Consider the following 24,980-nt stretch of genomic DNA (forward strand, 5'->3'; position numbering starts at 1 on the left):
TGAAGAGACCTGCATCGCAAGATGCAGGTCTTTTTTTTGCGTTGTTGTAGAGCCGAGCCCGCACTCGACTCTACAGTGCCAGCTCACCTCTGGAGAACGCTACCAGCGTAGCGATGGCCACCACCAGAATGGCGCCGAACAACACCCATTCCCAACGCGTGAATACCTGCTCACCGCGTTGCAGCCGGGTCAGTGCGAACACCACCACGCCGGGCACATACAGCAGCACCGACAGCAGCAGGTTGTCGAGGCCCCCTGCATACACCAGCCACAACGCGTAGGCACTGGCCAGCAGCGCCACCGCGAAGTCACGCCAGCGCACGCCCGGTTCACCCGCATAGGCGTCCCCGCGCCACGCCAGCTGCACGCCGAACGCGGTGGACAGGAAGTAGGGCACCAGGCTCATCGAGGCCGCCAGCAGCACCAGGCCCGTGTAGCTGCCGGAGTTGACCAGCACCAGCAGCAGGAACAGCTGGATCAAGCCATTGCTCAGCCACAGCGCGTTGGTGGGCACGCCGCGCGCATTCTCGCGTCCCAGGAAGGCCGGCATGGTGCCGTCGCCCGCAGCGGCGTACAGCACTTCGGCACACAGCAGCACCCAGGCCAGCAGCGCGCCGAGTACCGAAATGATCGAGCCGACGATGATCACCGTCGCGCCCCACTCGCCGACGATGGCGCGCAGCACGTAAGCCATCGACGGATTGGGCAACCCCGCCAGTTCGGCCTGCGACAGCACGCCCATCGACAGCAGGCTGACCAGCACCAGCAGCAGCCAGACGCCGAGGAAGCCGATCACCGTGGCGCGGCCGACATCGGCGCGACGGGCCGCGCGCCGCGAGTAGATGCTGGCGCCTTCGATGCCGATGAATACCCACACGGTCACCAGCATCATGCCGCGCAGCTGCTGGCCGAGATCGCCGAGTGCGGGCGCGCCAAGGAAATCGGCACGGAACACATCCATGCGGAACGCACCGGCGGCCAGGATCAGGAACAACGTGATAGGCAGCAGCTTTGCCACCGTCACCAGGCCGTTGACGATGGCGGCGGTGCGCAGGCCGCGCAGCACCAGCAGGTGCACGGTCCAGAGAAGTAGCGACGAAGCGGCCACGGCGGCCGGGGTATTGCCTTCACCGAAGACCGGCATGAAGTGGCCGAGGCCACTGAAGATCAGCACGAAGAAGCTGGCGTTGCCGAGCACCGAGGCAACCCAGTAGCCCCACGCGGCGGAGAAGCCGATGTAGTTGCCGAAGCCTTCGCGCGCGTATGCGTAGATGCCGGTATCGAGATCCGGCCGGCGGTTGGCCAGGGCCTGGAACACGAAGGCCAGCATCAGCATGCCGGCGCCGCTGACCGCCCAGCCGAGCAGCGCCGCCGCCGGACCGGCGCTGCGCGCCACGTTCTGCGGTAATGAAAAGATGCCGGCACCGACCATCGAGCCGACCACCAGTGCGGTCAACGCGGGCAGCCCGAGGCATTGTGATGTCGCGGCCATGATGTCCCCTGCGGCGCTGATGCCGCTGACCCACGGTAGCGGTGTGCCCGTGAACATGCACGCAAGGGGCCGCAACGACGAAGGCCCGGGCAGATGCCCAGGCCTTCGAAGGTGGTGCGTTGAACGGTATTACTTGAAGGTGTACTTGGCGCCGACAGTGAAGTAACGTCCGATGGCGCCGCTGAAGTGCATCGGGTTGTAGTTCACGCCGCCATAGGTCAGCGGATCCAGCGGAGCGATGCGATCGAACACGTTTTCGACCGAAGCGCTCAGCTCGAACTCGTCGGTAACAGCCCAACGGCCGGACAGATCGAAGGTGGTGAACGAGGAGATCTTCTTCACCGGCGTGCCGTCGAAGTAGAAGAACTGGTACTTGCCGCCACGCTTGTCGGTGTTGTCCATGCTGGAGATGTAATTGGCAACGCCGCTCACGCTCCAAGGACCCTGTTTCCATGTGGTACCGAAGTTGATGCGATCCTTCGGCGTACCGATGCAGTTGGTCACGTCGCAGTTGCCGTGCGTGCCCAGGAAGTCATCGGTGCTGCCACCGCTGGTGCGCTCGAATTTCAGCAGGTGGCTCCACTGCAGATCCATCTCCAGCTGGCCCGGGCCGATGTCGAAGGTCTGGCGGATGTCGGTGTCGATGCCGCGAACGCGCGAGGAGCTGGCGTTGATGTAGGCGGTATTGACGGCCAGGATGCTGCCGGTGCCTGCGACGCCGTTGAGCAGGTTGTTGTCGCGCAGGACATTGCCGGCACGGATCGCGTCATCGGTATCGCCCTGGGCGATCTCGTTGGTGCGCTTGATTTCCCAGGCATCGACGGTCAGCGAGGTGGAGCTGGTGGGCTGCAATACGATGCCCACCGAGTAGCTCTTCGACTCTTCCGGCTTCAGGTCCTTGTTCGGACGGGTGATGATCGCAACCGACTGCGAGCCGCAGTCGTCCGGCGAAGCACCCGGGGCCGGGTTTTCACCGTCCGGGCAACGGATCGGATCCGAGGCCGTGGAGAAGGCGGCCAGGCCACCGTCTCCGTTCTCGGCCGGGTTCGGTGCACGGAAGCCTTCGGCGTAGCTGGCGCGCAAGGCGATCCAGTCGGCCGGCGTCCACTTTACGCCCAGCTTCGGCGTGGCCTTGCCTTCACCGCTTTCATACTTGTCGTAGCGCAGTGCAGCGGACAGTTCCAACTGCTCCAGCACCGGTGCCGACAGTTCGACGTAGCCGGCGTACACGTTCTGCGTGCCGTCATAGGCCGAGTAGCCCAGGCCGATGATGTCACCCGTGTCGGTGTAGGTCTGCGGGGTCAGGCTGTTGCTGGTCTTGCGCCATTCGGTACCGATCGCCAGGCCCAGCGGCCCCCCCTTCAGATCCATCAGGCTGCGCGACACGGTGAAGTCGAACATGTCCAGGCTGGACTTGGCGCGTGCGCTGATCTTCGGCGAGATGTAGTCGTACAGTGCCTTGGAGTTCAGGTTGGCATTGTCACCGATGCGCCACACGCCACCGGCACAGTTCGCGTCGCCCAGCGCGCACTTCACGGCGCTGTAGCGCAGGAAGCCGGTGCGCTCGTTGACCAGGTCGGTGCCCGAATGCAGGTAGGCGGTGTCATAACTCCAGTCGCCCCAGTTGCCCTTGACGCCGACCAGGAAGCGGTTGAACTCGTTGGTGTTGTCGGTCACGCGCGGGCCGACATCCCAGGCGCTGTAGCGCAGGCGCAACGGGCCGTTGCCCAGGCCGGCAGGCCGGTCAGGATGATTCGGGCCGAGCACCACGGCACCGTCGCCGCTGTTGGCGTTCACCGGGCCACCCGGGTAGCCCCAGCCGCCGGAAACACCGGACGGCGTGTTGCTGAAGGTGGTTTCCTTCTTCGAGTAGCCGATCTCGGTGTAGATCTCGCCGCCCTCGCCGAAGGCGAAGCTGGCACGTCCGAACACGTTGACGTACTTCTCTTCCGGCGAAATGTCGCGGTACAGCTGCGCCGGATCCCACAGGCAGCCCTGCGCGGCCACCGAAGCATCGGTCTGGCCACCAATGGTGGTCAGGCCCTGGCAGCCCGGCAGCGGTACCAGCGTCGCCGGATTGGTCTCGGTGACATTGCGGTCGTCATACACCGAACCGTTCGGTCCGACACCGCCACGGGTCCTGCCGCTGAGGAAGGCGCCGCCCAGGAACTGCGCATTGTTGCCGTAGCCCCACTGGCGGGTGTCGCCGGTGCCGATCCACTTGCGGTTCTTGCGGTCGCTGATCTTGATCGCGTCGCTCTTGCCGACGTCCAGGCTGAAGAAGGCGTTCCAGCCGTCGGTGGCCATGTCGCCGGTACCGGCGGTCAGGGTCGCCTTGCGGGTATCGCCGTCGCCGTCGCCGGAGACACCATAGGAGCCACGCAGGATGGCGCCCTGGAAATCACTGCGCAGGATGATGTTGACCACGCCGGCGATGGCATCGGAGCCATAGATCGCCGAGGCGCCGTCCTTCAGCACTTCCACGCGTTCAACGGCGTCGAGCGGGATGGTGCTCAGGTCGGTGAAGACCTTCTGTCCATCATCGGCCAGGCCATAGGTCGCCATGCGGCGGCCGTTCAACAGGACCAGGGTCGAGCCCGCGCCCAGGCCGCGCAGGGAGATGCCGGCGCCACCGCCGGCGAAGCCGTTGCCGAATGATTTGGGAATCGAGCCGGCGCCGTTGGCGGTGATGGTCTGCAGGTATTCGGCAACCGTGGTCTTGCCGGTGCGGTCGATTTCCTGGCGGGTCACCACCTGCACCGGGGACGGTGTTTCGGTGTTGGTGCGCGGAATGTTCGAACCGGTAACCGTGATGCGGTCCAGGTTGGTGGCCTTCTCCTGCGCGAAGGCGGAGGTGGAAGCCACGGCGCCAACCAGCAGCAATGTGCCGCCGGTAAGGATGTGGGTGATGGACGATGCCAGGGTGCAGCGGCGGCGGCTGGCGGGCCGTTGGATCAGGTGTTTCACAGCTTCTCTCCTAACTGGAAAACCGTAGCGTTGAGGGCTGTCTCCGGAGTGTCCGGGACGGGCCAATCTAGGTTTCCGACGGGTGACGAAGTCGTGAAATTTTGCTTAATCCGTAACGTTTGAACTGGAACTTTGCCGAGTTTGGCAGTTCGGTCCCGAAGGCCGGTCCGACAGGCGGTCGGACCGGCCCGGGTCGTCAGTCCGGCAACGAGAACTGCACCGGCACCAAACCGATGGCCGGTACCGCTACACCATCACGCTGGGCCGGTTCAAAGCGCCAGCGCTTGAGCACCTGCTGGCGTGCAGCCTGGTCCAGGTGGCGCGAGCCACTGCTGCGCTCGATGCTGACCGCGACCGGCTGGCCGCTGCTGTCGACCTCCACCCGCAGCAGCACCGTGCCCTGCTCATGGTTGCGCAGTGCGGCGACCGGATAGGCCGGTGGCTGGGCACTGCGGTATTGCAGCTGGGCGCCGGCCAGCGGTGCATGGGTGTCGATGCTCGGCGCGAGTTGCGGCGGGGCCTGTTCGGCGGCCGGCAGCATGATGCCCTGCGTTTCCTCCACGGTCGCGGTTGGGGCCGGCAGTGGCGGTGTCGCCGGCTGTGCCTGCGGTTTCGGCACGACCCGGGCGATTTCCTTCGGTTCCTGCAGCACCGGTGGGGGCGGCGTTGGCGGGATCTTCTCGATCAGCCTGACCGTGGTCTTGTCACGCGGGACCTGCACGGCCTGGTAGGTCGCCGGGATCAGCAGCAACAGGAACGCGAGCAGGTGCAGGGCGATGGCCGCGCTCCAGGCGGTAACGCGGGCGGGGTCGAAGTGTGGGGATGCAACGGGATACGTACGAACCATGGTCCACCTCCATGCCAGTGACGAAGTCCTCAACGCACCAGGGCCCGTGGCGGGGTTGCCGCACGCGGCTGGCAGCCAATCATTAACGCCAGGCCCCGGCCACTGCCTAGAGGCAGGGGCAGGATCGTTGGGCTGGCCTTCAGCCAGGCGCCCTGGCCCATGAAAAAGGCGGGCCCCGCGGGACCCGCCTCTGTCTACCGGAACGGATGGGATCAGCGACCCAGCTCGAACACCACGTCCAGGTTGACCGAGACAGTGGATTCGCCCGGGGCGACCGGCGTGGCCTTGTCCATCGCCGCGCCGGCGGCCATGGTCCGCATCATCGGCATCGGGCGGTAACCACCGCCGGCATTCTCGGAGATGCTGACGATGCGGCGCACCTGAAGGCCGAGCGACTTGGCATAGGTCTGGGCGCGGGCCTGGGCCTTCTTCAGCGCGGCCAGGCGCGCTTCGTCATAGACCGGTTCCGGCTGGTCGATCTCGAAGCTGGGGCCGTTGATCTGGTTGGCGCCCTGAGCGGCCAGCGCGTCCAGCACCTTGCCGAGCTTGGCGATGTCACGGACCTTCAGGCTGACCGTGTTGCTGGCCTGGTAGCCGGTGATCTTCGGCGCTTCGTTGTCGGCATAGCGGTACTGCGGATTGAGGCTGACGCCGCTGGTCTGCACGTCGCGCTCGGCGATGCCGGCGGCCTTGATCGCGGCCAGTACCTTGTCCATCTGCTGGGCGTTCTGGCGCATGGCGCTGTTGCCATCGGCGGCCTGGGTGACCACACCGGCCGACAGGGTGGCCACGTCCGGCACGCGGGTGGCTTCGGCATTGGCCGAAATGTTCAGCAGCGTGCCTTCGGCCGCGGCGGCGATCGACGGCGACGACGGGTCGGCATGGGCAGTCATCGAGGTTCCAAGGGCGAGGGACAGGGCAAGCAGCAGCGGGGTGGCGGTCAGGCGCATGGAGAACTCCTTGTTGTGCCGTTGAGGGTGGTGTCGTAGCGATGAACGCGCTGTGAGCCCGTTCGGGGTTGAACGCGTTCCGGGACGGGTTGCCGACGATTCAGGTGGCGGCCTCAGGTTATGCTGTGCCGATGCTCTATCTTGCTTCCCGCTCCCCCCGACGCAACCAGTTGCTGGCCCGACTCGGACGCCCCTTCCAGGCCCTGGACCTGGAGGTCGTCGAGCAGCGCGCGCCCGCTGAAAGCGCCGAACAGTATGTGTGCCGGGTCGCCGCCGACAAGGCGCGCGCCGGCCTGGCCCGGGTGCTGGCCGATGATCCGCAGGCGCGGGTGCTCGGCTCGGACACCGAGGTGGTGCTGGACGGTGAAGTGTTCGGCAAGCCGGCCGACGCCGCCGGCGCCCGCGCGATGCTGGCGCGCCTGGCCGGGCGCACCCACCAGGTGATGACTGCGGTGGTGGTGGTCGGCGCCGACGGGCTGGACAGCGAACTGGTCATTTCCGAAGTGACCTTCGCCCCGATCGCCGCCGCCGACATCGCCGCCTATGTCGCCACCGGCGAGCCGTTGGACAAGGCCGGGGCCTACGCCATCCAGGGCGGGGCCGAGCGCTGGATCGAACATCTTTCCGGCAGCTACTCCGGCGTCATGGGGCTGCCATTGCTGCATACCGATCGTCTGCTGGCGCGCTGTGGCGTGCTGGCCCCCACTGCCGATGCCGCCAGGGAGGCTGCCGATGTCTGAGGAAATCCTGGTCAATGTGACCCCGCGCGAGACCCGGGTCGCGGTGATCGAGAACGGCATGCTGCAGGAACTGCACATCGAGCGCGGTTGGCGCCGGGGTGTGGTCGGCAACATCTACAAGGGCAAGGTGCAGCGGGTCATGCCCGGCATGCAGGCCGCGTTCGTCGAGGTAGGCCTGGAGCGCGCCGCGTTCCTGCACGCCAACGACGTGGTGCGCCCGGCCCCGGTGGCCAGTGCAGACACCGAGAACACGACCCTGCCGCCGCCGGCCAGCGTGCCCATCGTCGAGCTGCTGCGTGACGGCCAGGACATCGTGGTGCAGGTGGTGAAGGACCCGATCGGCACCAAGGGCGCACGCCTGACCACCCAGATCAGCATTCCGTCGCGCTACATGGTGCTGCTGCCGCAATCCAAGGTGGTGGGGGTGTCCGCGCGCATCGAGGATGAAGCCGAGCGCGCCCGCCTGAAGGCCCTGGTGACCGAGCTGTCTGCGCAGCATGGCGGCTACGGCTACATCGTGCGTACCAATGCCGAGGGCCAGCCGGCCGAGGCCATCGCCGAGGACATCGCTTACCTGTCGCGGGTCTGGAACGTGGTCGAGCGCCGCGGCCGCGAAGCGGCCTCGTGCAGCAACATCTATGAAGACCTGAGCCTGCCGCTGCGTTCGGTGCGCGACCTGATCCGCAAGGACGTGGACAAGGTGAAGGTGGACTCGAAGGAAACCTTCGCGCAGCTGCAGGCGTTCGTGGCCAAGTACATGCCGGTGCTGGCCGAGAAGCTGGAACTGTATTCAGGCGATCGCCCGATCTTCGACATGTTCGGGGTGGAGGACGAGATCGGCCGTGCGCTGGACAAGCAGGTGCCGCTGAAATCCGGTGGTTACCTGGTGATCGACCAGACCGAGGCGATGACCACCATCGACGTCAATACCGGTTCGTTCCTCGGCCAGCGCAACCTGGAAGAGACGGTGTTCCGCACCAACCTGGAAGCGGCACAGGCGGTGGCCCGCCAGCTGCGCCTGCGCAACCTGGGCGGCATCATCATCATCGACTTCATCGACATGGACGATGCCGAGCATCGCCGCCAGGTGCTGCGCACCCTGGAAAAGGCGCTGGCCCGCGACCATGCCAAGACCACGGTGTACGACTTCTCGCCGCTGGGGCTGGTGGAGATGACGCGCAAGCGCACGGTGGAAAGCCTGGAGCGCCAGCTGTCGGAAACGTGCCCGCAGTGCAGTGGCCGTGGCAGCATCAAGACCACCGAAACGGTGACCTACGAGATCTTCCGCGAGATCACCCGTGCCGTGCGCCAGTTCGATGCCGCACGCCTGCTGGTGATCGCCTCGACCAAGGTGGTCGCGCGCATCACCGACGAGGAATCCTCGGCGGTGGCCGAGCTGGAGGAATTCCTCGGCAAGAGCATCCGCTTCCAGGCGGACGAGCAGTACCTGCAGGAGCAATTCGATGTCGTTCTGCTCTGATCCTCGCCGGCCGCAGGCCGGCGGTGGCCGATGAGCGCGCCGCCGCGCCTGCGACTGCGAAGGATCCGCCGTCATTTCATTGCCGCCTGCGCGGTAGGCCTGGTCGGGCTGGCACTGCTGGTGGGTACCCTCAGCCAGCTGCTGCCGCTGGCCGAGCGTCACCCCGACAGGATTGCCGCCTGGCTGAGTGAGCGTGCCGGCCAGCCGGTGCATTTCGACCAGCTGCAGACGGCCTGGACCCGGCGTGGTCCGCTGCTGCAGCTGAAGGGCCTGCGCATCGGCGCCGGTCAGGGCCTGGCCATCGGCGAGGCCGAAGTGCTGGTGTCAATGTACAGCGGGATGCTGCCTGGTCGCTCGCTGACCGAGCTGCGCCTGCGTGGCCTGGCGCTGGACCTGCAGCAGGGCGAGGACGGCCGCTGGTCGGTGCGCGGCCTGCCACAGTCCAACACCGGCGGTGACCCGCTGGACGCGCTGCGCCGGCTGGGCGAGCTGCAGGTGATCGATGGCCGCCTGGGTGTGCATGCACCGGGACTGGGTATCGATACCACCCTGCCGCGTATCGATCTGCGCCTGCGCGTCAATGGCGATCGCCTGCGTGTGGGCGTGCGTGCCTGGGCGCAGACCGATGCCCTGCCGCTGACCGCAGTGCTGGACGTGGACCGCGCGCGCGGCAACGGGCAGGCCTGGTTGGGTGCCGATCCTGTTGATTTCCATGCCTGGTCGCCGTTGCTGGCAGCTGGTGGCGTGCGCCTGCGCGAAGGCAAGGGTGAGCTGAACCTGTGGCTGACCCTGCGCGACTTCGCGCCGGTGGCGCTGACCACCGATTCGGACCTGCGTGACGTGCGCGTCGACGGTGCACCGATGCCCGACGTGGCAACGCCGCGGTTGCAGCTGCAGCGCTTGCAGGCGCGCCTGCGCTGGCAGCGCCAGGCCGACGGTTGGGCGCTGCAGGTACCGCGCCTTCGTTTGAAGACCGAAGACGGCGAACAACAGCTCGATGGCCTGCAGTTGCAGGTTGGCAGGCAGCTGCGGGTGAGTTCCGGCGAAGTACAGGCCGGTACGGCGCTGCGTGCGCTGGCGCTGAGTGATCGCCTCGAGCCAGGCCTGCGCCATTGGTTGTTCCTGTCCAAACCGCAGCTGGATGTGCGAGAGCTGCAACTGGCCGGCGAACGTGATGGCCCGTTGCGGGCACAGGGCGAGCTGCAGTCGCTGGGCTTTGCCAGCGTTGGCAATTCTCCGGGTCTGCGCGGCCTGGGGGGACATTTCGAGGGCGACGCCGATGGCTTCAGCCTGCAGCTGCATCCGCAACGGCAGCTGCAGTTCGATTGGCCCACCGGCTTTGGCGTGCGGCACGACCTGCACCTGGCGGGCCAGATCGTGGGCTGGCGTGACGAGGCCGGTGGCTGGCGTATCGGCACTGCGGCGATGCGCGTGGAAGGCACCGACTACGCGGCCGATGTGCGCGGTGGTGTCTGGTTCCAGGGCGACGGCACGCGGCCCTGGCTGCAGTTGGCGGCCAAGCTGGACAATGTGCCGATGACGGCGGCCAAGCGCTTCTGGATCCACTCCAAGATGAGCAAGGGCGCCACCGACTGGCTGGACATGGCGCTGGCCGGCGGCCAGGTGCGCAATGGCGTCGGCCTGGTCAGCGGTGACCTGGACGACTGGCCGTTCGACAACAACGATGGCCGCTTCGAGGCCACCGGCCATATCACCAACGGCGACATCCGCTTCCAGCACGACTGGCCGCTGATGCGCCAGGTCGACGCCGATATCGCCTTCATCGGCCCCGGCTTCGACATGCATGGGCGCGGGGACCTGGCCGGTGTAGCGGTGCAGAGATTCGAGGCGGGCATCCAGGACTTCGGGCAGCAGCCGCTGTACGTGCGTGCCGATGCGCAGAGCGAGGCCGGCAGACTGCTGGCAATGCTGCGGCAGAGCCCATTGCACAAGGACTATGGCGACACCCTGGACAACCTCACGGCTGCGGGCCCGGCGCATGTGACCTTCGACCTGCTGCAGCCGCTGCACCACGATGAGGGTGGCGGTCACCTGCAGGGCACGGTCGACCTCAATGGTGTGAAACTGGTGGACAAGCGCTTCCAGCTGGCCTTCGACAACATGCATGGGCAGGCGCGCTACAGCAATGGTGGCTTCGGTGCCGAGGAACTGGCGGTGCGCCACCTCGGTCAGGACGGCCGCTTGAGCCTGCGTGCCGGCGGCTACGTGCACGACAGCAGGCTGGCGTTCGAGTCGCAGCTGACGGCCAACCTCGACGCCGGTGTGTTGATTGACCGCGCCCCGGAAATGGCGTGGCTCAAGCCCTATATCGCGGGTAACTCGCCCTGGACCATCGCGGTCAACTTGCCCAAAGTCGCACCGGGAGCGCCCGCACCGCCCAGCGAACTGCGCCTGAGTTCGGATCTGGTGGGAACCCGCCTGGACTTGCCGGCACCGCTGGACAAGCCGGCCACCGAGCCGCTGGCGACCACGGTGGCCGCGCAGCTGCCGATGGGCGCTGGTCGCATCGATGTGGCCTTTGGCCAGCGCCTCGCCCTGGCCGCGCGCAGCCACAACAACCGCACCGGTGTGCAGGTCACCCTGGGCAGCGACCATGCCGATCGCGAGCCGCCGCCCAGCGGACTGTCCGTCAATGGCCGCAGCCCGACTCTGGATGCGCTGGAGTGGATCAGTCTGGCCCGTGGTGGCAACGACGATGACGGCATGCCGCTGCGTGCAGTGGACGTGCAGGTCGGCAAGCTGATGCTGATCGGCGGCGTCTTCGAGCAGACCCGGTTGCAGCTGCAGCCGGGACCGCAGGCGCTGGACGTGCGCCTGGATGGACCTTCGCTGGCCGGTCGCCTGACCGTACCCAACGCCGAAGGAGGCACCATCAGTGGCCGACTCGACCGTGTGCACTGGCAGTCGCTGCCGCCGGCGCCGGGCGCGGCCGCGCCAGCCCGGGTGCAGGCCGGCGCCAACGACATGGACCCGGCCAAGCTGCCGCCGTTCGCGCTGGACATCGCCGACCTGAAGTTCGGCAAGGTGGTGCTGGGCCAGGCGGTGCTGCGTACGCGGCCGCTGGCCAATGGCCTGAACGTGGACGAGCTGCGCTTCCGCGCACCCGATCAGGAGATCGACATCAGCGGTCGCTGGCTGGGTCGCACCGGTGGTGCCCGCACCGAGCTGACCGCGCAGGTGCGCAGCGAGGACCTGGGCGGCCTGATGCAGAACCTCGACTACGGCGGCCAGCTGCGTGGCGGCTCTGGCCAGGCGCAGCTGCTCGCCTCCTGGAGCGGGGGGCCGTCGGACTTCCAGCTGGCCAATCTGCAGGGCAGCCTTGATCTGCACGCGCGTAATGGCCAGCTGCTGGAGCTGGAGCCTGGCGCTGGCCGGGTGCTGGGCCTGCTCAGCGTGACCCAGCTGCCGCGGCGCCTGATGTTCGACTTCCGCGACTTCTTCTCCAAGGGCTTCGCGTTCAACCAGGTCGACGGCAGCGTGCAGTTCGGGCAGGGCATGGCCCGCACCGACAAGGTACTGATCGAAGGCCCGGCGGCGAACATCACCATCCGCGGCCAGGCCGACCTGCGCAACCAGCGGTTCGACCAGACCATCGATGTCAACCCGCGCGCCGGCAACCTGCTGACGGTGGTCGGCGCGGTGGCCGGTGGCCCGGTGGGCGCGGCGCTCGGCGCGGCCACCAATGCGGTACTGTCCAAACCGCTCGGCGAGATCGGCGCCCGCACCTACAAGGTGACCGGTCCATGGAAGGAGCCGAAGGTGGAAGTGATCGAACGCAGCCGCGACAAGACCCCGCCAGCGCCCGCGCCGCGCCCGGCCCCGGCCGTTCCGCCGCCCGTTACCGACCTGCCACGCTCACGCTGAGCGTGGACCTCCTGTTCACGGGGCTTGCCTGAGCGCCCCAGCACCCCCAGATCGAGAACCATGACTGATATCGCCCTGACGCTTGCCCAAGATCGCCTGCTGCGCCCCGGCGGGCTGGATACCGATGGCCTGGAGCGCACCTTCGGCCAGCTGCTCGGCCCCGGTGTGGACTTCGGCGACCTCTATTTCCAGCACGCCCGCCGCGAGAGCTGGAGCGTGGAAGACGGCATCGTCAAGGACGGTGCCCATTCCATCGAGCAAGGTGTGGGCGTACGGGCGATGTCCGGCGAGAAGACCGGATTCGCCTACTCCGACGACATCCATGCCGACGCGCTGCTGGCCGCGGCGCAGTCGGCGCGTGCGATTTCGCGCGAGGGTGGCGCGCAGTCCGGGCGCTCGCTGCTGCGCGGCAATTCACGCGCGCTGTATCCGGCGCTGGATCCCATCGATGGCGTCGGCAACGAGGCAAAGGTCGAGGTGCTGAAGCGCCTGGACGGCTACCTGCGTGCCGCCGACCCGCGCGTGAAGCAGGTGATGGTGAGCCTGTCCGGCGGCGTGGACACGGTGCTCATCGCGCGCAGCGACGGCGTGCTGGGCGCTGACGTGCGCCCGCTGGTGCGCCTGAACGTGCAGGTGATCGTCGAACACAACGGCCGCCGCGAGTCGGGCTATGCCGGTGGCGGTGGCCGCTATGGCTACGGGGAACTGTTCGCTGATGGCCGCCCGGAAGCGTTTGCGCGCGAGGCCCTGCGCCAGGCGCTGGTGAACCTGGACGCCGTGCCGGCGCCGGCCGGCGTGATGCCGGTGGTACTGGGACCTGGCTGGCCCGGCGTGCTGCTGCATGAAGCGGTCGGCCACGGCCTGGAAGGCGACTTCAACCGCAAGGGCACCAGCGTGTATGCCGGCCGCATCGGCGAACGCGTGGCGGCACCGGGCGTGACCATCGTCGACGATGGAACCCTGGACGGGCGTCGCGGTTCGCTCAACATCGACGACGAAGGCCACCCGAGCCAGTGCACCACGCTGATCGAGGACGGCATCCTGGTCGGCTACATGCAGGACAGCCTCAATGCACGCCTGATGGGCATGGCACCGACCGGCAACGGGCGTCGCGAATCGTTCGCGCACCTGACCATGCCGCGCATGACCAATACCTACATGCGCGCCGGCCAGCACGACCCGCAGGAAATGATCCGCTCGGTGAAGAAGGGCCTGTATGCAGTGAACTTCGGCGGCGGCCAGGTCGACATCACCAGCGGCAAGTACGTGTTCTCGGCCACCGAGGCCTACCTGATCGAGGATGGCCGCATCACTGCACCGGTGAAGGGGGCGACCCTGATCGGCAACGGTCCGGAAACCATGCAGAAGGTGCGGATGGTCGGCAACGACCTGGCCCTGGACGAGGGCGTGGGTATCTGTGGCAAGGACGGGCAGAGCGTGCCGGTGGGTGTCGGCCAGCCGTCGCTGTTGATCGAGGGCATCACCGTCGGCGGTACCCAGGCCTGAGCCGGGCGATGGCCAGCGCCACCGCCCGCTCCAGCGCGGACTCAGTCCTCGTCGGCCTCGTCGGCTTCGACGTGGCCAGCGTCTTCGGCGCTGGCCTTCAGGCCGAGCGCCGCCGGCAGCATCAGTGCGCGCAGCACCTGGTAGATCTCGCGATAGGCACGCGGCGGCTTGTTCTTCGCCTTCTCGGCCTGCGCATTGCGCACCAGCGTGCGCAGCTGCTGGCGGTCGGCCTGCGGGTAATCGTCCAGCAGGGCGGCCAGCGCCTTGTCACCTTCGGCCAGCAGGCGCTCGCGCCAGTCTTCCACGCGGTGCATCATCGCCACTTCGCGGCGGCCGGTTTCGCTGTTGGCATCCAGCGCATCGCGGATCGCATCCAGCGTGGCTTCTTCTTCGCGGCGCATGTGCTTGGCCAGGAACGCCAGCTGGCGCTTGTGGGCGATGTGCGCGGTGATGCGCTTGCACTCGGCGATGTGCGGCAGCAGGTCTTCCGGGATCGGCAGGCGCGCCAGCTGGGCCGGTGTCAGCGACACCAGTTTTTCGCCCAGGGCCAGGACGTCGAGCGCGTCGCGCCGGTTCTGGCTGCGGCTCTTGTCGTGGAATTCACCGGTTTCTTCGTCGCGTCCGCGCATCGTCCATACCTGATTTCAAAAAAAGTCGCCCGGCGTGATGCCGGGCCCAACCCGTACAGGATAAAGCATTGAACGTGATCGCCCCTGAAGCCGCCGTCGGCGACGACAGCCCGGCCCGGCTGGAACGGCTGGCCGACCTCTCCCAGCAGCTGCTCGACCGCGCCCGCGCGCTGGGCGCCAGCCAGGCTGAAGTCAGCTGCAGCGAAGACCGTGGGCTGGAGGTGAATGTCCGCCTCGGCGAGGTCGAAACCGTGCAGTCCACCCGCGACCGCGGCATCGCCGTCACTGTGTATTTCGGCCAACGCAAGGGCAGCGCCAGCACCGGCGACCTGAACGAGGCCAGCCTGGCGGCCACGGTCGAGCAGGCCTGCGCCATCGCCCGGCATACCGAAGATGACGCGGCCGCCGGCCTGGCCGAGGCGGCGCTGATGGCCACCCACTTCCCGGACCTGGACGGCTGGCACCCGTGGGCGCTGCAGGCCGACGAGGCGGTGGACCTGGCCCTGGCTTGCGAAGCCGCAGGCCGTGAGGCCGATGCGCAGATCCGCAATTCCGACGGCGCCTCGGTGTCGAGCATGCAGAGCCTGTCGGTCTATGCCAATTCGCATGGTTTCATCGGCCGTGAGCGCGGCACCCACCATTCGGTCGGTTGTGCGCTGATCGCCGGGCAGGGCGATGGCATGCAGCGTGACGGCTGGTACACCAGTGCGCTGGCTCGCGAGGACCTGGAGGACGTCGGCCTGGTCGGACGTCGTGCCGCCGAGCGTACTGTCGCCCGCCTGCAGCCACGATCGCTGGCCACCGGCAGCATGCCGGTGCTGTTCGCCCCGGAAGTGGCGCGCAGCCTGGTCGGGCACCTGCTGTCGGCGGTGTCCGGCGGTGCTCTGTATCGCCAGGCCAGCTTCCTGCTGGACAGCGTTGGCCAGCAGCTGTTCCCGGACTGGATGCAGATCGAGGAACTGCCCCACCTGCGTCGTGGCCTGCGCTCGGCCGCCTTCGACGGCGACGGCGTGGCCACCCGGGCCTCGGCTCTGGTCCGCGACGGCGTGCTGCAGCGCTATGTGCTGGGCAGCTACTCGGCACGCAAGCTGGGCCTTCAGACCACCGCCAACGCCGGTGGCGTGCACAACCTGCAGTTGGCGGCCAATGCCGGCCCGCTGCAGGACATCGCGCGGCAGATGGGCGATGGCCTGCTGGTGACCGAGCTGATGGGGCAGGGCGTGAACGGCGTGACCGGCGACTATTCGCGTGGCGCGGGTGGCTTCCGGGTCGAGAACGGCGAGATCCAGTACCCGGTGGACGGCATCACCATCGCCGGCAACCTGCGCGAGATGTTCAGCAGCATCGAGGCGGTCGGCAGCGACGTTGATCCCCGCTCGCACATCCGGACCGGTTCGATCCTGTTGGGGCGGATGACCATCGCAGGTAATGATTGATGCCGTCGATGGCGTAAGCTATGCCCGCCTGACGCGATCAGCTGGGTGCTGGTTGGTCAAGACCACCCAATGAAAAGGAGTTTTGTCGTGAGTGAATTCGATAACGTCCCGCCGCCGCCACCGGCCACCGCCGACGTTCCGGCCGACCAGCGCACCATGGCCCTGGCCGCGCACCTGCTGGGCATCTTCACCGGCTTCATCGGCGCGCTGATCATCTGGCTGATCAACAAGGACGATGCTGGCAAGGCCTTCGTGACCGACCAGGCCAAGGAAGCCCTGAACTTCCAGATCACCGTGACCATCGCCATGGTCATCAGCATGATCCTCACCATCGTGATCATCGGCGTGTTCCTGGCCCCGATCGTCGGCATCATCAGCCTGGTGTTCAGCATCATCGCTGCGGTCAAGGCCAACAACGGCGAAGCCTATCGCTACCCGTTCGCGCTGCGCCTGATCAAGTAGGATCGTCCGCACGCGGAACTGAAAACGCCCGGCACTGCCGGGCGTTTTCGTGTGCGGGGAATGCCGGGCCGCGTGCAGCGATCAGTGATCGCGTTCCACCGCCAGCGTCGCCAGCGCGCGCAGCGCGTCGGCTTCCTCGCCATACCCGGCCAGGATCGACTGCATGCGCGCTGCGAGCTCGTGCAGCTGGGCCTTTGCGCCGTCCATGCCAAGCAGGGCGGGGAAGGTGCTCTTGTCCTGCGCCTGGTCCTTGCCGGCAGTCTTGCCCAGCTGTTCGGAACTGGCTTCGACATCGAGGATGTCATCGCGGACCTGGAAGGCCAGGCCGAGTGCATCGGCGAAACTGTCGAGCTGGGCCAGCTGCGGTTCGTGGGCCTGGCCGCACAGCGCGCCCATGCGCACTGCCGCGCGGATCAGCGCGCCGGTCTTCAGCGCGTGCATGCGGGTCAGCGCCGCCAGCGTCTGCTGCTGGCCGGTGGCATCGATGTCCAGCGCCTGGCCGCCACACATGCCGGACGCGCCGGAGGCGTGGGCCAGGGTCTGCAGACAGGCGACGCGCAGGGTAGCCGGCAGCGGCGCATCGGCCAGCAGGCCGAAGGCGCGGGTCTGCAGGGCGTCGCCAGCAAGGATCGCGGTGGCTTCGTCGAAGGCGATGTGGGTGGTGGGCTTGCCGCGACGCAGGGCGTCGTCATCCATCGCCGGAAGGTCGTCATGCACCAGCGAATAGGCATGGATCAGCTCGACGGACATGGCCGCCGCATCCAGGCTTTCCGGCTGCGCACCGAACAGGTGGCCACTGGCGTAGACCAGCAGGGGCCGCATGCGCTTGCCGCCACCAAGCACCGAATAGCGCATGGCCTGATGCAGGCGCTGCGGCGCCTCGGCAGGCGAGGGCAGGGCGGCATCGAGCTGGCTTTCGATACGGTCGCGCCAGCGCGCGAACAGAACCTCAGCCGTCATGGCTGGGCGGGTCGAAGGGCTCGGAGGCTTCCGGCTGCGCCGGATCACTGAGCAGGCGCACGCGCAGTTCGGCCTGCTCCAGCGCCTGCTGGCACTGGCGGTACAGACCGACACCACGCTCGTAAGCACTGAGCGAAGCTTCCAGGCTCAGCTCGCCGGTTTCCATCTGCTCCACCAGCTGCTCCAGCGATTCGAGCGACTGCTCGAACTGGGCGACGGGGGAGGCGTTTTCGGGGGACTTCTTGGCCATGCGGCAAGTGTGGACGGGCCGCGCGCGGGGGTCAATTCACCAGCCGCCCGGGCGCCACTGCAACTGCGCGTCATGCGCCTGCAACCAGGCCTGCAGCGGTGCGGCGATGACCAGGTCGGCGGCGGCCAGCAACTGCGGGCCATCAAAGATCAGCGGCAGCTGCGCGCGTCGCCAGGGGGCGAGGTGCTCGCGTTGCAGGCAGTCCTTCAGCGCGTGCGAATGCTGGCGACCCGGCAGCAGGATGCGCTCGCCGCCCACGCGTGCACGGACCTGCAGTGGCTGTTCGAAAGCGCCGGCGCCCAGCAGGCTCAGCTGGCCGCCGTCGGGCAATGGCAGCGGTGCACGGCCATCCCACACGGCCTGCCAGTCGAGGGGCAGCGAGGGCAGCCGGGCCGGCAGCAGATAGGCGTGGTCGCGCCATTGCTGGATCACGTGCTGCTGCCAGCGCACACGCGCCTGGCGGTCGGTGTCGGCCGGCAACAGCTCTTCCAGCGCCTGCTGCAACACCGAGGCCGGCAACGGTGCCGCATCATGGCCCAGCACCCACGCGCGCAGCACGCGTGCCGCGCGGCGCGGCGACATCTGGCGCAGCAGTTCCAGTGACAGCACGCGCGGTGCCACTTCCAGATGCGCGATCAGCTCAGCGTCTTCCTCGTCCAGCAGTTCGCGGGTCTGCCGGCAATGCGTCGCGCTGCCCGCCAATGCTGCAGCCGCATGCGGCCAGCGCTGGCGCAGCAACGGCAACACCTGCAGGCGCAGGAAGTTGCGATCGGCGTGGTCTTCCGCGTTGCTGGGGTCTTCGATCCAGCGCAGCGCGTGCTGGCGCGCGTAGTCGAGCAGTGCACTGCGTGGTACCGCCAGCAGCGGGCGCCACAAGGGATGTTCGCCAAGGCGGCTGTGCGTGGACATCCCCGCCAGGCCATCGACGCCGGAAGCGCGCAGGGCGCGCAACAGGAAGGTCTCGGCCTGGTCGTCCTGGTGCTGCGCCAGTGCCAGCGTTTCGCCGTCGCGCAGCTCAGCCGCGAACGCGGCACGTCGTGCCTGTCGCGCGGCACCTTCGGTGCCCAGGCCTGTGCCGTTCTCGACCTGCACGCGGTGCACGGCCAGCTCAATGCCCCAGGCGTCGCATTGCTGCTGGCAGTGCAGCACCCAGTCATCCGCATCGGGTTGCAGGCCGTGATGCACGTGCACCGCGCGCAGGGCGGTGCCGGAAGTCTGCGCGCAGCGCCACAGCCAGTGCAGCAGCACGGTGGAGTCGACGCCACCGCTGTAGCCCACCAGCAGCGGCGCATCCAGCGGAACGAGGGCAGGGAAGGCAGTCACGGTGGCAAGTATAGGGTGGGGTTTACTTGGCAGGGCTGCGCCCTGCACCCGCTACGAGCCAGAGCAACAGCAACAGCAACGGCAGAAGCTGGTTTCCTGAAGGTTGGCCGGGTGGGTCCGGTTGCGGGAGACGCCGTAAACCCGTCCTTGGGGGCTTGGCCGCGGCATCCATGCCGCGGACACTCCCGCAACCGGACCCACCCCGCCTTCGACAGTTTCCTGCGAACTGTCGGGTTGCTCATGGGGTCAGATCCGTTTTCCTGCGGAAAACGGATCTGACCCCGATTTATTTCGATATTTGACAGATTTCATCCACGCAGGGCGTGGATGGTCCAACCGTCATCGGAAATCTGTCGGGGGTGGGGCGGTGTGGGTGGGCAGGACCGTTGGCGCCATGGATGGCGCCATCGAGCCCCCAGGGATGGGTTTACGGCGTGTCCTGCCCACCCACATCGCCCCACCCAACTCACAGAAAACCAGAGCCGCTTTTGATCTTGCTTTGGCGTCTGCAGGTGCAGGGCGCAGCCCTGCCGAAACTTTACTTCACCCGACGACCCGAACGGTCGATGCGGAACCACTCTCCGCCTTCCATCGGCGTGTGGCCATCGGCATCCGGCGTACCACGACGGCAACCATTGCAGACCTCGGCCACGCCGTCCTGGAACGGCCATGCGAAATCGAAGGTGCCGGGCACCACCTGGCGGAACGTCAGGTCGAAGTAACCCACGCGGTTGCCTACGCGGGCGCGCAGCAGGCCTTCCTGCGGCGTTTCCGGGCCGTTGTCCCAGGTCAGCACCGGCAGGCTGCGGCCCTTGCGGTCGACGTAGTGGAAACCCTGGTCGGCGTACACCACTGCCAGGCCGTGGTCGTCGTAATTCAGGTCCTTCAGCGTGTCGGCGCTGATCTTCGGCCGGTGATCGATCACCTCGCAGTTGGGCAGCGGCCACAACCCGTGCTCGTCGGTCAGCAGCTTGCATGCCGGTGCCTGTGCCGCTGCAGTGGCGCTGACCAGCATGCCAAGCAGGGCCAGCGACCGCGCGAAGCGGCCGCTGGCAGCGTCAGGGCGGGCCTGCCGTGCGATCACTTGGCCTCGGCCTTGCGCTCGAACGCGGTCGGTGCCGGGAGCTGCACCGGCACGCCCTTGTCATCGCAGGTGCCGGCCTGGCACAGGCGCTCGCGCAGGGCTGGGGTGGCCTGCACGATCATGTGGTAGATCGCGTTCTGTTCCAGCGTGCCGCGGATCGCCTTGCTGCCCGGGCCGCGTGCCCAGATACCGACGTCTTCGCCGCCGTGCGATTCGGACTTCATCGGCACCAGTGCTTCCTGCATGTAGTCCGGATGCTCGGTGTCGACCTCGCGCAGGTTCGGGCGGCCGTTGGCCGGTTCGAAGCTGCTCGGGTTGTGCGGGTAACGCTTCGGGCCGGCCGGCTGCTGGTTGCTGCTGCCGGTGTGGCCCGGGCCGTTGGCGTAGCTCAGCGTGGTGTACGGCTGGCCGGTGCCGTCCAGCGCGTAGTCCAGCTTGCCGGCGCCATCTTCGCCGCCCTTGTCCTTGACCTTGCCCAGGATCGGGTTGCCGCGCGCCGGGTAGCCGACGAAGTTCAGCGTGTGCGAGTGGTCGGCGGTGACGATGATCAGGGTGTCGTCGGCGGAGGTCAGTTCGTTGGCCACGCGCACTGCGTCGGACAGGGCCACGGTCTCGGTCAGTGCACGGTAGGCATTGCCGCTGTGGTTGGCGTGGTCGATGCGCGCGCCTTCGATCATCAGCACGTAGCCTTCCTGGTGCTTTGACAGATTCTTGATCGCTGCGGCCGTCAGTTCGGCCAGGCTCGGCTCGCCGCCCGGATCCTGCGGGCGCTCGTACTCGTAGCGCATGTGGTCCGGCTCGAACAGGCCAAGGATGGCCGGTGCGTTGGCGGCGGCGGCCAGCTGCTTGCTGTTCCACACGTAGGCACCCTGCGGGTGCGCCTGCTGCCATTCCCGCACCAGGCTGCGGCCATCCAGGCGCTGGCCGACCTTGTCGTCGTATTCCGGATCGCGCTCTTCCACGGTGGTGAATTCACCGCGGCCGCCACCGAGGGCGACCAGGGGGCCGCGACCATAGCGTGAGGTCGACAGCAGCTGCTGGGCGATGTCCTTGCAGCCGGCCGCCTTGGCGGCTTCGGTCAGGTCGGTGTCGTTTTCCCAGTTGCGCTCGGGCGAGTGCGCGTAGGTGGCGGCCGGGGTGGCATGGGTCAGGCGCGCGGTGGAGACCACGCCGGTAGCCAGACCGGCGCTGTCGGCCAGCTGCAGCCAGGTCAGCAGGCCCTTGGACAGGCTGTCGGCACAGTCGGTCCGGCTGCCGGCGCTGACGCCGATCGCACCCATGTGGGTCTTCACGCCGGTGGTGATGGCGGTCATGGTGCCGGCCGAATCGGGCGTCTGCGAATCGGTGTTGTAGGTCTTGCTGAATGCCGTGGCCGGGAAGCGCTCCCAGGACAGCAGGTTCTCTTCACCGGAGCCACCTTTGCGCTGGCCCTCGTAGATGCGCGAGGCGGCCACGGTGGTCAGGCTCATGCCGTCGCCGAGGAACAGGATGACGTTCTTGGCCTTGCCGGACATCGCACCGTTGGCGGCGGCCTGGGCGGCGCCACTGCGGTACCACCACTGCGGGGTCTCGCCGGCCGGGTGGGCGACGGGGTCGACGGCGACCTTGAGGCCGGCCGGGGCAGTGGCGGGGATGGTGCTGGCGCAGGCGCCCAGCAGCAGGGTGGTGGCGCAGGCGGCCAACAGGGAGACGGAACGGCGCATGGACGCTGGGATCTCACAAACTGTAACGGGACGTTCATTATGCCCGCCCTCGCAAGGCACGCCGATGACACACTGATTTGCCGGTCGGGCGGTCGTTCCCCAGCCGTTGATGGGCTATCGTGCCAGCATCCCTTCCTTCCCTCTGGATTGCCTATGAAGCTGGTCTCTGCCTGGCTGCGGATTCCATTCTGGCAGCGCGTGGTCGGTGGCTTCGTGCTCGGCGCGCTGGCCGGCTGGGCGCTCGGCCCGGCCGCGGAAACGTGGTTCGGCCCGCTTGGCGAGCTGTACGTCACCCTGATCAAGATGATCGCCGTGCCGCTGGTGTTCTTCGCGGTCATCAATGCGATCTCCTCGCTGCACGGCCAGAAGTCGGTTGCCGCGCTCAGTGGCCGCACCTTCCTGTGGTTCGTGATCACCGCTGCGTTGGCGGTGTGCGTCGGCCTGGGCGTGGGCAGCGTGCTGCAGCCCGGCGCCGGTGGCCTGCAGCTGACGATGGCCAGCAATTACGTGCCGCGCGAAGTGCCCAGCGTGGTGCAGGTGCTGCTGGACGTGGTACCGGCCAATGTCTTCTATGCGTTGTCCGGTATCGGCACCAAGGTCAACGCGGCCGGCGAAACCGTGCTGGCCGCCGGCCGTGGCTCGATTCTGCCGGTCATCTTCTTCGCCGGCCTGGTCGGCTTCGCCATCGTCAAGCTCGGCGAGAAGGTGACCGAGGCGCGCAAGCTGGTCGGCCAGATGAGCGACATCATGATCCAGGTGACCCGCTTCGTGCTGGAAGTCACCCCGATCGGCACCTTTGGCCTGATCGCCGGCCTGGTCGGCAGCTACGGGTTCGAGAAGCTGCTGCCGCTGGGGCATTTCGTGCTGGCCCTGTACGTGGCCTGCGCCCTGCACATCGTGGTGGTGTACAGCGCACTGCTGCTGGCGCACGGATTGAACCCGCTGAAGTTCTTCCGTGGTGCGGCGCCGGGCATGCAGGTTGCGTTCGTCAGCTCTTCCAGCTTTGCGGCGATGCCGGTGGCACTGCGTTCGATCACCCACAACCTGGGCGTGAACAAGGATTACGGTTCGTTTGCGGTGCCGCTGGGCGCCAGCATCAAGATGGACGGCTGCGGTGCCATCTACCCGGCGCTGTGCGCGGTGTTCATCGCGCAGTACAGCGGTGTGCCGCTGACCCCTGAACAGTACGTGGTGGTGCTGATTGCTTCGGTGCTGGGCAGCTTCGGTACGGCCGGTGTTCCGGGTACCGCGGTGATCATGGCTACGGTGGTGCTGAGCGCGGCCAACCTGCCGTTGGAGACGATCGGCTACCTGTATGCCATCGACCGCATCCTCGACATGATGCGCACGATGACGAACGTGACCGGCCAGATGCTGGTGCCGGTGATCGTGGCCAAGGAAACCGGGCTGCTCGACCAGGCGGTGTATGACAATCCGTCCAGCAATGTGGGTGTGGACGACCCCGATCCGACGCCGCCACGCGGCTGAGGGTGTGTGGAGACGACGATAGGCCCGCCCTGAACGGCGGGCTTTTTGTTTGGGAGCTGGCTGGCGCGGTGGCGGTCAAGCCGGGCCTGGTAGATCCACGCCATGCGTGGATGGAGGCGGTGCCGACCAAGATCGGCAGCTACCCACCATTGCGCGGGCCTAACAAAAAAGCCGCTGCAGGGCAGCGGCCTTCTCGTGTCAGGCGGCGTGGTAGCGCCAACCGGCCAGATCAGAGATCGACCCGGCGGGCCTGCATGAACTTGTTGCCCCAGTAGCCGCTGAGCAGGGTGTCCACGCGCACGTCCTTGCCCGAGCTCGGTGCGTGCAGGAAGCGGCCATCACCCACATAGATGCCGACGTGATCGACGCGGCCCTTGCGGCCGAAGAACACCAGGTCACCGGCGGCCAGCGCGGTGCGGTCGTTGATCAGTTCGGCGTTGTCGTCATGTGCCATTTCGCGCGAGACGCGCGGCAGCTCAATGCCCAGGGCCGAGCGGAACACGTAGCCGACCAGACCACTGCAGTCGAAGCCGCTGTCCGGGTTGCTGCCGCCCCAACGGTATGGGGTGCCCAGCAGGGTCATCGCGCGACGCAGCAGCGACTGCACCTTGCCATTGTCGGCCGCGGTGCCGACAACGCTGCCATTGGCAGCGCTGCTGGTGTCGTAGTTGGCGAGGAGGCGGCTGAGGTCACCGGCCACCACGGCCGAGCGGTCCATCAGCGGAATGGTGTCGTTGGCGGCCAGGTGAGGCAGCAGGGCCGCCAGGGTAGCACTGGCGGCGGCGTCGACGCGGCTGCGTTGCGTAGCGGCAGCCTCGGCCTTGGCGGCCGGTCGGGCGGTGCTCTCGGCCACCGGGGCCGGGCTCACATCGGAACGGTTCGGAGCAGTCTGCGACCAGGCCGGAAGGCTGGTCAGACACAGTGCCAGGCCAAGCAACAGCGGGCGGGCACTACGTGAAGATACGGAAGTCTGGCCTTCGCTTTTCAGGTCGTCAGTCGTCACGCGTCGGTCACAGGAAAAAAACGATGGGGCATCATGCCCTGTAAAAGCGCGGATAAGTTAAAAATTCCGTTAGTAATTCGTTAGTTGAATGGTGATGTTCGTCACAGTTTTGAACATATCGCCTGTTCATTTTAGCGAAGGACGCGTTTCGCCCCTGTGTAGTGGTCCTTCCAGTAGGGACCGCTGAGCGAGTCGAGGCGCACGGTGCCGCCGGTGCTCGGCGCATGCACGAAACGCCCTTCACCGACATAGATACCGACATGGGTGACGCTGCCGCGGCTGCCGAAGAACACCAGGTCGCCGGTGGCCAGGCGCTGCGGATCGATCTTCGGACCCTGTACCGCCGCCAGGTCGCGCGAGGTGCGCGGCAGTTTCAGGTCCAGCATCTCGCGATAGACATAGGCCACCAGGCCGCTGCAGTCGAAGCCGGAATCCGGGGTGTTGCCGCCATAGCGGTAGGGGGTGCCGACCAGGCTGATGGCACGCATCAGTACCGAGTTGGCCGCCTCGGGGTTGTCCGGCACGGTCTTCGGCCAGTTCGCGGTCGGCGGGGGCGGAGCGGGGCGGGTGGCCTTGCCGCCGCCGCAGGCGGTCATCAGCACGGGCAGGGCCAGCAGCAGGGCCGGGACGAGGAGCCGGCGCAGGCCGGACGAAACTGGCGTGATGTGCATGTTCTCCGGATAATGCGCCACCTTGGGATTGGCCGTCATGATGGCGGCGTCCCCGCCGGGCGACAACCCGCCCCAACCCGCCTGCCTCCGGCAGATCCAGACAG

Annotated in this window: 19 protein-coding genes; 7 read left to right on the forward strand and 12 right to left on the reverse strand. The window is 67.4% G+C overall.

All coding sequences use genetic code 11. The features are described from left to right. Positions 1 to 70 precede the first annotated feature (70 nt). From AC5P60_RS16500 to AC5P60_RS16515, 4 genes are all read right to left on the reverse strand, one after another. A complete protein-coding gene (locus AC5P60_RS16500) occupies positions 71 to 1,492 on the reverse strand; it encodes a basic amino acid/polyamine antiporter (RefSeq protein WP_483693284.1) in 1,422 nt (473 codons plus the stop codon). A 129-nt stretch (positions 1,493 to 1,621) separates the two neighbouring features. Then, the gene (locus AC5P60_RS16505) at positions 1,622 to 4,459 is read right to left on the reverse strand and encodes a TonB-dependent receptor (protein ID WP_005410533.1); all 2,838 of its coding nucleotides are present in this window, start codon (positions 4,457 to 4,459) and stop codon (positions 1,622 to 1,624) included. A 196-nt stretch (positions 4,460 to 4,655) separates the two neighbouring features. Next, positions 4,656 to 5,306 (reverse strand): energy transducer TonB, encoded by a 651-nt coding sequence (locus AC5P60_RS16510; RefSeq protein ID WP_483693285.1) that lies wholly within the window; start codon positions 5,304 to 5,306, stop codon positions 4,656 to 4,658. A 212-nt stretch (positions 5,307 to 5,518) separates the two neighbouring features. After that, positions 5,519 to 6,256 carry an SIMPL domain-containing protein gene (locus tag AC5P60_RS16515; protein ID WP_049451963.1) on the reverse strand — a complete coding sequence of 246 codons (738 nt, stop codon included), beginning with the start codon at positions 6,254 to 6,256 and terminating at the stop codon, positions 5,519 to 5,521. Positions 6,257 to 6,387: 131 nt separating this feature from the next. Here AC5P60_RS16515 and AC5P60_RS16520 point away from each other — a divergent pair, with 131 nt between their 5' ends. Genes AC5P60_RS16520 through tldD form a run of 4 tightly spaced genes read left to right on the forward strand, consistent with a single transcriptional unit; the run spans position 6,388 to position 13,867 of the window. After that, positions 6,388 to 6,996 carry a Maf family nucleotide pyrophosphatase gene (locus AC5P60_RS16520; protein WP_012480925.1) on the forward strand — a complete coding sequence of 203 codons (609 nt, stop codon included), beginning with the start codon at positions 6,388 to 6,390 and terminating at the stop codon, positions 6,994 to 6,996. Next, positions 6,989 to 8,476 (forward strand): ribonuclease G, encoded by a 1,488-nt coding sequence (rng, locus tag AC5P60_RS16525; protein ID WP_005410529.1) that lies wholly within the window; start codon positions 6,989 to 6,991, stop codon positions 8,474 to 8,476. The genes AC5P60_RS16520 and rng overlap by 8 nt, the downstream gene beginning before the upstream one ends. Positions 8,477 to 8,506: 30 nt before the next feature. Beyond that, the gene (locus AC5P60_RS16530; RefSeq protein ID WP_483693286.1) at positions 8,507 to 12,361 is read left to right on the forward strand and encodes a YhdP family protein; all 3,855 of its coding nucleotides are present in this window, start codon (positions 8,507 to 8,509) and stop codon (positions 12,359 to 12,361) included. Between the two features lie 60 nt (positions 12,362 to 12,421). Next, the gene (tldD, locus tag AC5P60_RS16535; RefSeq protein WP_005410527.1) at positions 12,422 to 13,867 is read left to right on the forward strand and encodes a metalloprotease TldD; all 1,446 of its coding nucleotides are present in this window, start codon (positions 12,422 to 12,424) and stop codon (positions 13,865 to 13,867) included. A 41-nt stretch (positions 13,868 to 13,908) separates the two neighbouring features. Here the strand turns inward: tldD and yjgA are convergent, their stop codons facing one another. Further along, positions 13,909 to 14,496: a ribosome biogenesis factor YjgA gene (gene yjgA / locus AC5P60_RS16540; RefSeq protein WP_005414121.1), complete on the reverse strand. Its 588-nt coding sequence runs from the start codon at positions 14,494 to 14,496 to the stop codon at positions 13,909 to 13,911. Between the two features lie 68 nt (positions 14,497 to 14,564). Between yjgA and pmbA the strand changes: the two genes are divergently transcribed. Together pmbA and AC5P60_RS16550 are read left to right on the forward strand one after the other, a co-directional pair. Beyond that, complete coding sequence (pmbA, locus tag AC5P60_RS16545) at positions 14,565 to 15,932, forward strand: metalloprotease PmbA (RefSeq protein ID WP_049451966.1); 1,368 nt, start codon at positions 14,565 to 14,567, stop codon at positions 15,930 to 15,932. Positions 15,933 to 16,019: 87 nt separating this feature from the next. Further along, a complete protein-coding gene (locus AC5P60_RS16550) occupies positions 16,020 to 16,394 on the forward strand; it encodes a DUF4870 domain-containing protein (protein ID WP_005410524.1) in 375 nt (124 codons plus the stop codon). An 81-nt stretch (positions 16,395 to 16,475) separates the two neighbouring features. Here the strand turns inward: AC5P60_RS16550 and AC5P60_RS16555 are convergent, their stop codons facing one another. From AC5P60_RS16555 to AC5P60_RS16575, 5 genes are all read right to left on the reverse strand, one after another. After that, positions 16,476 to 17,354 carry a polyprenyl synthetase family protein gene (locus AC5P60_RS16555; protein ID WP_005410523.1) on the reverse strand — a complete coding sequence of 293 codons (879 nt, stop codon included), beginning with the start codon at positions 17,352 to 17,354 and terminating at the stop codon, positions 16,476 to 16,478. Beyond that, the gene (locus AC5P60_RS16560; protein WP_005410522.1) at positions 17,344 to 17,604 is read right to left on the reverse strand and encodes an exodeoxyribonuclease VII small subunit; all 261 of its coding nucleotides are present in this window, start codon (positions 17,602 to 17,604) and stop codon (positions 17,344 to 17,346) included. The genes AC5P60_RS16555 and AC5P60_RS16560 overlap by 11 nt, the downstream gene beginning before the upstream one ends. Before the next feature lie 36 nt (positions 17,605 to 17,640). Next, positions 17,641 to 18,927 (reverse strand): tRNA lysidine(34) synthetase TilS, encoded by a 1,287-nt coding sequence (gene tilS / locus AC5P60_RS16565; protein WP_169448288.1) that lies wholly within the window; start codon positions 18,925 to 18,927, stop codon positions 17,641 to 17,643. Positions 18,928 to 19,465: 538 nt separating this feature from the next. After that, on the reverse strand, positions 19,466 to 20,011 hold the full coding sequence (locus tag AC5P60_RS16570; protein ID WP_049433610.1) for a WG repeat-containing protein: 546 nt from the start codon (positions 20,009 to 20,011) through the stop codon (positions 19,466 to 19,468). Beyond that, the gene (locus AC5P60_RS16575; protein ID WP_329753702.1) at positions 20,008 to 21,714 is read right to left on the reverse strand and encodes an alkaline phosphatase; all 1,707 of its coding nucleotides are present in this window, start codon (positions 21,712 to 21,714) and stop codon (positions 20,008 to 20,010) included. The genes AC5P60_RS16570 and AC5P60_RS16575 overlap by 4 nt, the downstream gene beginning before the upstream one ends. A gap of 153 nt (positions 21,715 to 21,867) precedes the next feature. On the opposite strand from AC5P60_RS16575, the gene AC5P60_RS16580 reads away from it, so the two are divergent. After that, complete coding sequence (locus AC5P60_RS16580) at positions 21,868 to 23,202, forward strand: dicarboxylate/amino acid:cation symporter (protein ID WP_184014160.1); 1,335 nt, start codon at positions 21,868 to 21,870, stop codon at positions 23,200 to 23,202. A gap of 229 nt (positions 23,203 to 23,431) precedes the next feature. Here the strand turns inward: AC5P60_RS16580 and AC5P60_RS16585 are convergent, their stop codons facing one another. Together AC5P60_RS16585 and AC5P60_RS16590 are read right to left on the reverse strand one after the other, a co-directional pair. Further along, a complete protein-coding gene (locus AC5P60_RS16585) occupies positions 23,432 to 24,205 on the reverse strand; it encodes a C40 family peptidase (RefSeq protein WP_483693287.1) in 774 nt (257 codons plus the stop codon). A gap of 131 nt (positions 24,206 to 24,336) precedes the next feature. Then, on the reverse strand, positions 24,337 to 24,915 hold the full coding sequence (locus tag AC5P60_RS16590; protein ID WP_483693288.1) for a C40 family peptidase: 579 nt from the start codon (positions 24,913 to 24,915) through the stop codon (positions 24,337 to 24,339). Between the last annotated feature and the right edge of the window lie 65 nt (positions 24,916 to 24,980).

It is taken from the genome of Stenotrophomonas sp. YJH_SMC_120 (genome assembly GCF_059368675.1).

Excerpts from the sequence above, each read along its gene's own strand:
- AC5P60_RS16580 (WP_184014160.1), top strand. The coding sequence starts at position 21,868 with ATGAAGCTGGTCTCTGCCTGGCTGCGGATTCCATTCTGGCAGCGCGTG.
- yjgA (WP_005414121.1), bottom strand. The coding sequence starts at position 14,496 with ATGCGCGGACGCGACGAAGAAACCGGTGAATTCCACGACAAGAGCCGC.
- AC5P60_RS16520 (WP_012480925.1), top strand. The coding sequence starts at position 6,388 with ATGCTCTATCTTGCTTCCCGCTCCCCCCGACGCAACCAGTTGCTGGCC.
- AC5P60_RS16560 (WP_005410522.1), bottom strand. The coding sequence starts at position 17,604 with ATGGCCAAGAAGTCCCCCGAAAACGCCTCCCCCGTCGCCCAGTTCGAG.
- rng (WP_005410529.1), top strand. The coding sequence starts at position 6,989 with ATGTCTGAGGAAATCCTGGTCAATGTGACCCCGCGCGAGACCCGGGTC.
- AC5P60_RS16575 (WP_329753702.1), bottom strand. The coding sequence starts at position 21,714 with ATGCGCCGTTCCGTCTCCCTGTTGGCCGCCTGCGCCACCACCCTGCTG.
- AC5P60_RS16515 (WP_049451963.1), bottom strand. The coding sequence starts at position 6,256 with ATGCGCCTGACCGCCACCCCGCTGCTGCTTGCCCTGTCCCTCGCCCTT.
- AC5P60_RS16500 (WP_483693284.1), bottom strand. The coding sequence starts at position 1,492 with ATGGCCGCGACATCACAATGCCTCGGGCTGCCCGCGTTGACCGCACTG.
- tldD (WP_005410527.1), top strand. The coding sequence starts at position 12,422 with ATGACTGATATCGCCCTGACGCTTGCCCAAGATCGCCTGCTGCGCCCC.
- AC5P60_RS16510 (WP_483693285.1), bottom strand. The coding sequence starts at position 5,306 with ATGGTTCGTACGTATCCCGTTGCATCCCCACACTTCGACCCCGCCCGC.
- AC5P60_RS16555 (WP_005410523.1), bottom strand. The coding sequence starts at position 17,354 with ATGACGGCTGAGGTTCTGTTCGCGCGCTGGCGCGACCGTATCGAAAGC.
- AC5P60_RS16530 (WP_483693286.1), top strand. The coding sequence starts at position 8,507 with ATGAGCGCGCCGCCGCGCCTGCGACTGCGAAGGATCCGCCGTCATTTC.
- AC5P60_RS16590 (WP_483693288.1), bottom strand. The coding sequence starts at position 24,915 with ATGACGGCCAATCCCAAGGTGGCGCATTATCCGGAGAACATGCACATC.